At 70.0% G+C, this 7,685-nt stretch carries 7 protein-coding genes, 1 tRNA gene and 1 pseudogene; 3 read left to right on the forward strand and 6 right to left on the reverse strand.

Annotated elements, in window-relative coordinates; genetic code table 11:
• Positions 1–85 precede the first annotated feature (85 nt).
• The gene (ybaK, locus tag GBZ26_RS24535; protein ID WP_174441084.1) at positions 86–568 is read left to right on the forward strand and encodes a Cys-tRNA(Pro) deacylase; all 483 of its coding nucleotides are present in this window, start codon (positions 86–88) and stop codon (positions 566–568) included.
• 19 nt (positions 569–587) lie between these two features.
• Here the strand turns inward: ybaK and GBZ26_RS24540 are convergent, their stop codons facing one another.
• From GBZ26_RS24540 to GBZ26_RS24555, 4 genes are read right to left on the reverse strand one after another with little or no spacing between them, the layout of a single operon-like run.
• Entirely contained in the window at positions 588–1,493 is a 906-nt protein-coding gene (locus GBZ26_RS24540; protein WP_174441085.1) for a DMT family transporter, read from the reverse strand.
• Positions 1,474–2,163 (reverse strand): GTP cyclohydrolase I, encoded by a 690-nt coding sequence (gene folE / locus GBZ26_RS24545; protein WP_174441086.1) that lies wholly within the window; start codon positions 2,161–2,163, stop codon positions 1,474–1,476. Before folE ends, GBZ26_RS24540 begins: the two co-directional genes overlap by 20 nt.
• 55 nt (positions 2,164–2,218) lie before the next feature.
• On the reverse strand, positions 2,219–3,775 hold the full coding sequence (locus GBZ26_RS30915) for an ATP-binding protein (protein ID WP_174441087.1): 1,557 nt from the start codon (positions 3,773–3,775) through the stop codon (positions 2,219–2,221).
• Between the two features lie 11 nt (positions 3,776–3,786).
• A complete protein-coding gene (locus GBZ26_RS24555; RefSeq protein WP_174441088.1) occupies positions 3,787–4,296 on the reverse strand; it encodes a putative pterin-binding protein in 510 nt (169 codons plus the stop codon).
• Positions 4,297–4,528: 232 nt separating this feature from the next.
• Between GBZ26_RS24555 and GBZ26_RS30760 the strand changes: the two are divergent.
• A pseudogene (locus tag GBZ26_RS30760) lies at positions 4,529–4,855 on the forward strand (2-amino-4-hydroxy-6-hydroxymethyldihydropteridine diphosphokinase); the annotation flags it as partial.
• A gap of 183 nt (positions 4,856–5,038) precedes the next feature.
• Here GBZ26_RS30760 and GBZ26_RS24560 read toward each other — a convergent pair.
• Both GBZ26_RS24560 and GBZ26_RS24565 read right to left on the reverse strand, forming a co-directional pair.
• Positions 5,039–5,767 (reverse strand): SDR family oxidoreductase, encoded by a 729-nt coding sequence (locus tag GBZ26_RS24560; protein WP_174441089.1) that lies wholly within the window; start codon positions 5,765–5,767, stop codon positions 5,039–5,041.
• 47 nt (positions 5,768–5,814) lie between these two features.
• Positions 5,815–5,891, reverse strand: a tRNA-Arg gene (locus tag GBZ26_RS24565).
• A gap of 194 nt (positions 5,892–6,085) precedes the next feature.
• Here GBZ26_RS24565 and GBZ26_RS24570 point away from each other — a divergent pair.
• Positions 6,086–7,685: hypothetical protein (locus GBZ26_RS24570; protein ID WP_174441090.1), on the forward strand; the 1,600-nt coding region annotated here is incomplete at its 3' end.

The following is a 7,685-nucleotide window of genomic DNA, read 5'->3' on the forward strand; positions in this document are numbered from 1 at the left end:
CCGTCCCCCTCTCCCCCACGCCGGAGCGGTCTGCTAAGCTCCCGGCGTGAAAGGGCGAATCCGCGCCCGGGGGAGCAAGGTCATCATGGCGGCGAAGGTCACACCGGCGGTGAACGCGGCGAAGGCGGCGGGGATGCCCCACCGCCTGATGGAGTATGAGTACGACCCCTCGGCGGACGCCATCGGCCTGCACGCCGCGGCGGCCATGGGGCTGGACCCGGCGGTGGTCTACAAGACGCTGATCGTCCAGCTGGAGCCGAAGGCGCTGGCCTGTGTCGTCATCCCCGTCGCGGCGAAGCTGGACCTGAAGGCGCTGGCCGCCGCCGCCGGTGCGAAGAAAGCCGATCTTGCCGACCCCACCCTGGCCGAGCGGACCACCGGCTACATGGTTGGCGGCATCAGCCCGCTGGGCCAGCGCAAGGCTCTGCCCACCTTCATCGACGTCAGCGCCGAGACCTTGCCGGAGATGGTCGTCAACGGCGGGCGGCGCGGCCTGCAGATCGCCCTGGCCCCGGCGGATCTGGCACGCGCCACCAAGGCCGTGGTGCGGCGGATCGTCGTGCAGTAGGCGAAACGGGCGGAAGCCGTCAGCGCCGCGCACCGGCCCACAGGGTGCCCAGCCCGGCGGCGGCGATCAACCCCCCGCCCAACAGCACCGCGGGCGACGGACTCTCGCCCCACCATACGAAGCCGATGGCCGCCGAGGCCGCGATCCCCAGATAATCGATGGGCGCCAGAACCACCGCGGGCGCCCGGCGGAAGGCGGCGGCGTTCAGCAGGATGGCCGCCCCCGCGGCGAGGCCCAGCAGCAGGAAGACCGGCAGGTCCGCCGGCTCGGGCATCCGGAACCCGGTCAGCAGGGCCGCCGGGGCGGTCAGCAGACACCCCGCCAGCACGAAGACCAGCCCGGTGGCCGCCGGCCCGTCGGCCTGGGCCGTCCGCCGGGTCGCCAGGATGCAGACCGCGTTGAGGAAGGCCATGGCGAGCATGGCGAGACTCCACGGCTCCAGCCGAGTCGGCGGGGCGATCAGGAAGACCCCGGCCATCCCCAGCGCGACGCAGAGGACGGAGGCCGCCCCCGCCCGCTCCCCGATGGCCGGGCCGGACAACAGCGCCACGAACAGGGGTGCTGCGTAGGACAGGGCGACCAGATCGGCGAAGGGGAGGTGCTGGGTCGCCGCGTAGAAGATCAGCGCCGCCCCGACGCCGCTCAGTGCCCGCACCGCGTGGCCGCCGGGCCGGGTGACGGACAGGGCGCGCCGTCCGGCCATCGCGACGGCCGCCGGGGCGACCACCGGCAACGACAGCAGGAAGCGCAGGAAGAGGACCTCCGCCGCGCCGTAGCGGGCGCCCAGTTCGCGGGCCAGCGCCCCGGCGGTCAGCACTAGGGCGAGCGACGCCGCCATCAGCAGCGCCGCCCCCGCGATGCCGGACCGCCCTTCCGCATCCGTCCGAGCGGTCAGGACGCTCCGCTCAGCGGGCGGAACGCTCAAGCGTCGCGCACTCCCTCAGGAACTCCTCGCGCAGCTCACGCGACTCCAGCATCTCGCCGTGGAAGGAGCTGTTGACCATGCGGCTGTCATGGCCGGCGCGCACCCCGCGGTGGGTCTTGCACATATGCACGGCGCTGATCCGCACGGCCAGCCCACGCGGCCGGGTGGCCTCGACGATGAAGTTGGCGATCTGCTTGACCAGCTCCTCCTGGATCTGGAAGCGGGCGGCGAAATGATCGACGATCCGGTCGTACTTGGACAGGCCCAGGATGTTGCCGCCCTTGGCCGGCAGGATGCCGATGAAAGCGGTGCCGTAGATCGGCATCAGATGGTGCGCGCAGGTGGAACGCACGGCGATCGGGCCGGTGACGATCAGATGGTCGAACTCCTCGGCGTTCCTGAACTCGGTCAGTTCGGGCGCCGCCGTGAAACGGCCCTTGAGAAGCTCGCGCACCAGCATCTTGGCGACGCGGCGCGGCGTGTCGCGGGTGTTGTGGTCGTTGCGATGGTCGATCCGCAGCACGTCGAGCAGTTCTTCGACCTTCCGCGCCGCGGCGTCGATCATGGCCGCCTCGCCCGCGGCGTCCAGCGGCGTGTCGAGCGCCTCGTTCGACCGGCGCGCCTCCATCGCCTCCTGCACGAGGGCGAGAACATTTGCCTGCACCGTCATAAAACCCGATCCCTTCTTCGTTGCTTATCCCCGGCGAGGCCGACGCCGGTTGTTCTCATACCTGGCTGGCCGGCTCCGGACGCGGCGCCGATCCACCGACCCGTTCCGCCGGGAAATGGAGGGAGACCCGAAGGCCGGCCCCCGCCGAACCTTCCAGCAGCAGGTAGCCGCCATGCGCCTCCATCAGGCTCTTCACGATGCTGAGCCCCAGTCCCGACCCCTGGAAGCGGCGGGTCGCGCCGTCCTCCGCCTGATAGAACGGCTGGGCGGCCTTTTCAATCTGCTCCGGCGTCATGCCGATGCCATGGTCCTGCACCGCGATGACGAAGCCGCCCTGCGGGTCCAGCCACGCCTGCACCTCGATCACCGAGGGTGCGGTGCTGAACTTCACCGCGTTGGACAGCAGGTTCAGCAGCATCTGCCGCACCGCCCGCTCGTCGACCTGAAGGACCGGCCAGACCGCCCCCGCCGCCGTCCGGATCGTCCGGCCGCGCCCGGCCTGGGTGCCCAGCACGGTGGCGATGGCGGTGCCCGTCACCTTGCGAGGGTCCACCGAATCGAAGGTCAGGTTGGCATGGCCCGATTCCATCTGGGCGACCGTCAGGATGTCGATGACCAGACCCAGCATGTGCCGGGCGCTGGTCAGGATGTAGCCCGCATACTGGGCGTGCTCCCGGCGGGAACTTTCCCTGGCGTTTTCCCTCGTGCTTCCGGACGGGGCGCCGACGGCGCGACCGCCGCCGTGGATCTCGCCGCCGCTGATGCCGCCGTCGTCGCGGATCAGCTCCGAAAAGCCGATGATCGCGTTCAACGGGGTGCGCAGCTCGTGGCTCATGGTCGCCAGGAAGCGGGTCTTGGCCTGGCTGGCCTCCTCCGCCTGGGCAATGGCGGTTTGCAGCGCGCCGGCCATCGCCTCCATCCGGTCGTGCGCCCGCCGGATGGCGCGGTTCTGGATCAGCAGCACGGTGATGAACAGAACGCCGCAGACCGCCAGACCAACGGCCAGCGCGGAGAACAGCCCATGCAGATAGAGCAGGTGGTCGTGCCCCTCGTCCACCAGCTCCCCGCCGAACTGGGAAGCGACGGACGCGAAGGCGTTGAGTTCGCGGTCGATGGGCTCCAGAACCGCCAGTGCGGCCAGAGCCTTGTCCGCCGGCGGCTGCGGCCCGGACAGGATGGTGCCGACGGTGTTCAGCGCCTCCTCCAGCCGGGCCACCGTGGGGCGATGCTGCGGGTAGCGGTCCATGAAGAGGGAGGCCTGCCCCCGCCCCAGCACGGCGATGCGGTTGCGCACGATGTCCAGACGGAGCTGCACCTCCTCCGCATCGACCTTGGCCCCCGGAAGGGCGCTGGCCAGGATGCGCTGCTCCAGCCGCGTCACCTCGCCCACCGTCTGGCTGGCGGCCCAGGCGAAGTTGTAGGGCGCCGCGCCGCGCAGCGCCTCGCCGTAATTCACCACCAGCAGCGACAGATAGGCGGCGGCCAAGCCGAATCCGCCGGTCAGGATGGCCAGCCAGAGCCCAATGCGGCGCGTGCGGTCCTCAGACGCCCAGCCCAGCAGGCGGGACAGCCGCGAGCTCCCTTTCGGCGCGGTCTCGGTCGGCGGAGTCACGGGGGGTGCCTTCACTTCACGGTCAGACGGGCAACCTGCCAGACCGAGCGTCCGAAATACTTTTGCCGGTTGGCTTCCGGATCATGGTCGAAATCATAGACGATGAACAGCGGTCCCTTGTCGCTGACCGGCATGTAGGCCCCGTCGCGCTTCAGCGCCAGGATCACCTTGCGGTTGCGCACGTCGTCCATGGGAATTTCGCCGGTGTAGTCGTTCAGCGCCGTCGCGGTCAGCGTTTCGCCGCGCGCCTCCACACGCTCCATGAGGCGGGCCAGCGGCACCCCCTCGAAGGTCACCGGTTCCTTGTACCAGGGGGTGGCGGTGGTGAAGGTCACCATGCCCAGCGCCTCCAGCATGGGACGGTCGAAGACCGCCACACCGTCGCGGTTGGTCACCCCGATCTGGCCCGACACGACCAGAATCGGCTTTTCCGTCGGCTCCGGAAGCGTCCCGGCGCTGGCCGCACCGGCAAGTACAAACAACGCCAGGGCGATAAGACGGCAAACAACTCTATCCACCATATCGGCTAACCGTCCGCTATTCGGCCATGCAACCTTTATCATGATTGCATTCTACGAACGATCCAACGAAAATTCTGTAAAAATCAGCCCTCCAATTTTCTCATGCGGAAAGGCGTATCGAAATTCGTTCATATTTCGCCCATGGAATGACCAGCCTGCAACGATTCGGTATCATTGTTTCTCTCCGGCTTTTCACATCCTTCCCATGCACATCCCAACCAACGGAACGCTTATGGACGCATTGATTCCGGTCCCCTCCGCCCCCCCGCCACCGGCCGGCTACATCCTGGGAATCGGAACGAACATGGAACCCGATCGGAACGCGGCGCGGATCGCCGCCCGTCTGGCCGACCTGTTCGGCTCTGTCCTGATCAGCCGCTTCTACCGAACGGACCCGGTCGGCATGTCGAGCGCCCACCCCTTCGTCAATTACTGCGCCTATGTGCCGAGCGCGCTGGAGCCGGCCTGCTGCAAGAGGCTGTGCGTGGAGATCGAGTTGGCGCTGGGCCGCGACCGCGCGCACCCCTGCTGCAAGACGCGCGACCGCCCCGCCGACATCGACCTGATCGGGCGGGTGAGCCGCCCGATCGCGGCGGACGGTCTGTCGGTCCTGCGCCCCGATGCCTATCTGGCCGCCCCCTTCGCGGAGATCGTCGCTCTGCTGACCGGGCGTGTCGTCCCGCCGCCGCGGGGCGAGCTGTGCGCCGCGGCCATGCCGGGTTGCCGGAGCGGTTCCCCCCGGTTAGGCGAGACGCCGGCCGCCGTCCACCGCGATGACGGCGCCGGTCTGGTAGTGGTTCTGAAGGATGGCCTCCACCGCCACGCCGATGGCCTCGACCCCGCCCTCCTCGCCGAGCAGAGTCTCTGACAGCACCCGCATCCGCGCCTCGGGGCCGTGCCACTCCTTGAACAGGATCGGCCCCGGCTGGACGACGTTCACCTTCACCTTGGGGGCCAGCCGCTTGGCGAAGGACAGCGCGAGGTTCTGAAGCCCGGCCTTGCTGGCGCAATAGGCGTCGAAGGCCGGGTTCGGGTTGTCGGCGTAGATGTCGGTGATGTGGACGATGTCGGCCCGCCGCGCCGAACAGGCGCCCAGCAGCGGCGCCAACTCGCGGTTCAGCGCGAAGGGCGCGCGGACATGCACGGCGTGAAAGACGTCGAGCTGGCGCAGCGCGTCCGCGGTGTCCGCCGCCGTCATCTCGAAGGCCGAGGCGTTGTGGATCACCGCCCGCAGGCTGCCGGCCACCGCCCGCACCGCCGCGGCCAGCCGCGGCCCGCCGTCCGGATCGGCCAGATCGCCTTGCAGGCAGACCGCCCCGGCGGCGCGCAGCCGCTCCACGTCGTCGGTGGGCGTGCGGTAATGGGCGATGACAGAGTGGCCCAGCGCCATCATCCGCTCGGCCAGATGCAAACCGACGCGGCGGCCGGCGCCGGTGACGAGAACGGCGTCCTGCAACAGGGGGGCGGTCATGGGCAGGGCCTTCGGCAGACTGTGGAACCGGTCGCGGAAGGAAGAGGTGGTGACCCCGGCTGGACTCGAACCAGCTGCCTACGGTTTAGGAAACCGTCGCTCTATCCAGATGAGCTACGGGGCCACGGCGCAGAACATAGCGGCTCCGCCCCGACTTGCCAACCTTCCGTCTCAGGCCCGTCCCAGGCCCCACTCAGGCCCCACTCAGGCAGCCTTGCGGGTCGGCATACCGAAAAGGTCACCGATGGCGGCCGCGCGGCGCATGGCGCGACCGGCGAATCCGCTGGGCTTGGGCACGCCGCTGCGTATACTGCGCCCATGGCACGCATGCTTTACCTGCGCGACATCGAGGTCGATGTGCACGTCCGCTGCCGCGCCTGCGGCCACGAGGGCGTGCTGCCGCGCGCGGACATGAACCGGCGCTTCGGCCCCAATTATCCGGTCCTGTCCATCGCCCCCCATTACCGCTGTTCGCGCTGCAATTCCCGCGACACCGAAAGCCGTCCGGCGCCCCCGCCCTTCTCGACGCCCGTGACGGCGGCGACCATGCAGGAGGACGCCCCGTCCTTCGCCGGTCCGCTGGCCGCCCTGCAAGGGCTGCTCGACGCGGTGCGGACCCGCGGCGATGCGATGGACGAGCCGGACGCGGAGGATGCCGCGCCGGCCATGCGGGCGCCCGCCCCCGCACCCTCGACTGTCCGGGTGCAACCCGCCGCGCTGGATCCGGACTTGGATCTGGACTTGGATCTGGGGCTGGAGCGGCTGGCCGCGGACGGTGGTGCCGCTCCCGAGTCGGGCCGGCGCCCGCTGTGGGAGCCGGTGTCGCTCGCCGATCTCGCCGGCCATGATGATGCCCCGTCGGACGACGCGGAGCGGAACGACAACGAAACGGATTTCGACGACGAGGACTGGAGCCCGCGCCGCTGGACTCTTCTGGACCGGGACGCCGATCAGGATGACGGCGGGGACGACGAAGCGGACCGGGTCGAGGCCATCGCCCCGCCGCCGACACCGCCCATCCGGTCGAGCCACCCAGCGGTTGCCGACGATCCGGACGACGACGCTTCCCGCTCCTTCGACCGCACCATCGCGGCGCTGCGCAGCATCCTGGACGGCCGTGGCGACGGCAACCGCGCGGAGGAGGCTGCGTCTCCGTCGCCTCCCCCTTCGCCGGCCTTCTCAATCAAGGACGCCATCGCTCAGCCGGGTGGCGTCTCTCAGGACGACGATCCGGACGAAGACGCCCCCGGCGACGACTCCGACGAGGCGGAACCGTCCAACGACGACATCCTGGGCTTCGCCATCCGCGATCCGGACAAGGCTCCGCCGCCGTGGGAGCGCCCTCGTGAGCGCGACCCCGCGCCCACCGGCAGCGAACCGCTGGACCGCACCATCGCCGCCCTGCGCAGCATGGTCCAGAAGGCCGCCGCCGACCGCGACGAGGACGAGGACGAGGACGAGAGCAGGGACGACCGCGACGGCGGCGTGGTGACTCCGCTGTTCGGCCGGTCGCGCAAGCCGGCCGACGATGTCGATGTTGAGGACGACGACCTGGAGGAGGAGGACGCGGAGGACCGGAAGGCCGGCGCCGACGACGCCTTCTGGGACAGCAAGGACGCGGATAGGGACGACGAGCCGGACGAGGACGACGCCCCCATCCTGCGCAAGTCCGCCCAGGAACAGGAGATGGAAGAGGCGTTGCGCGCCCTGCGCGCGCTCGTCGAGGCGGAAAGCGATCTGGACGACCCGCCCCACTCGGCCTGGAAAAGCGCAGCGCCCACCCGCCACGACGCGGACGCCTTGCCCGGCTTCCAGACGCTGCCGCGCCACGCGGGCAGGCCGGGAGCGGAATCGGACGATGACGACGGGCCCCCGGACCTCGCCGAGCCGCGTCCCGCGAACGCGGCGGAAACGCCCA

Origin of the sequence: Azospirillum formosense, assembly GCF_013340925.1 — a bacterium.
GTDB classification, from domain to species: Bacteria; Pseudomonadota; Alphaproteobacteria; order Azospirillales; family Azospirillaceae; genus Azospirillum; species Azospirillum formosense.

Excerpts from the sequence above, each read along its gene's own strand:
- ybaK (WP_174441084.1), top strand. The coding sequence starts at position 86 with ATGGCGGCGAAGGTCACACCGGCGGTGAACGCGGCGAAGGCGGCGGGG.
- folE (WP_174441086.1), bottom strand. The coding sequence starts at position 2,163 with ATGACGGTGCAGGCAAATGTTCTCGCCCTCGTGCAGGAGGCGATGGAG.
- GBZ26_RS24560 (WP_174441089.1), bottom strand. The coding sequence starts at position 5,767 with ATGACCGCCCCCCTGTTGCAGGACGCCGTTCTCGTCACCGGCGCCGGC.
- GBZ26_RS24555 (WP_174441088.1), bottom strand. The coding sequence starts at position 4,296 with ATGGTGGATAGAGTTGTTTGCCGTCTTATCGCCCTGGCGTTGTTTGTA.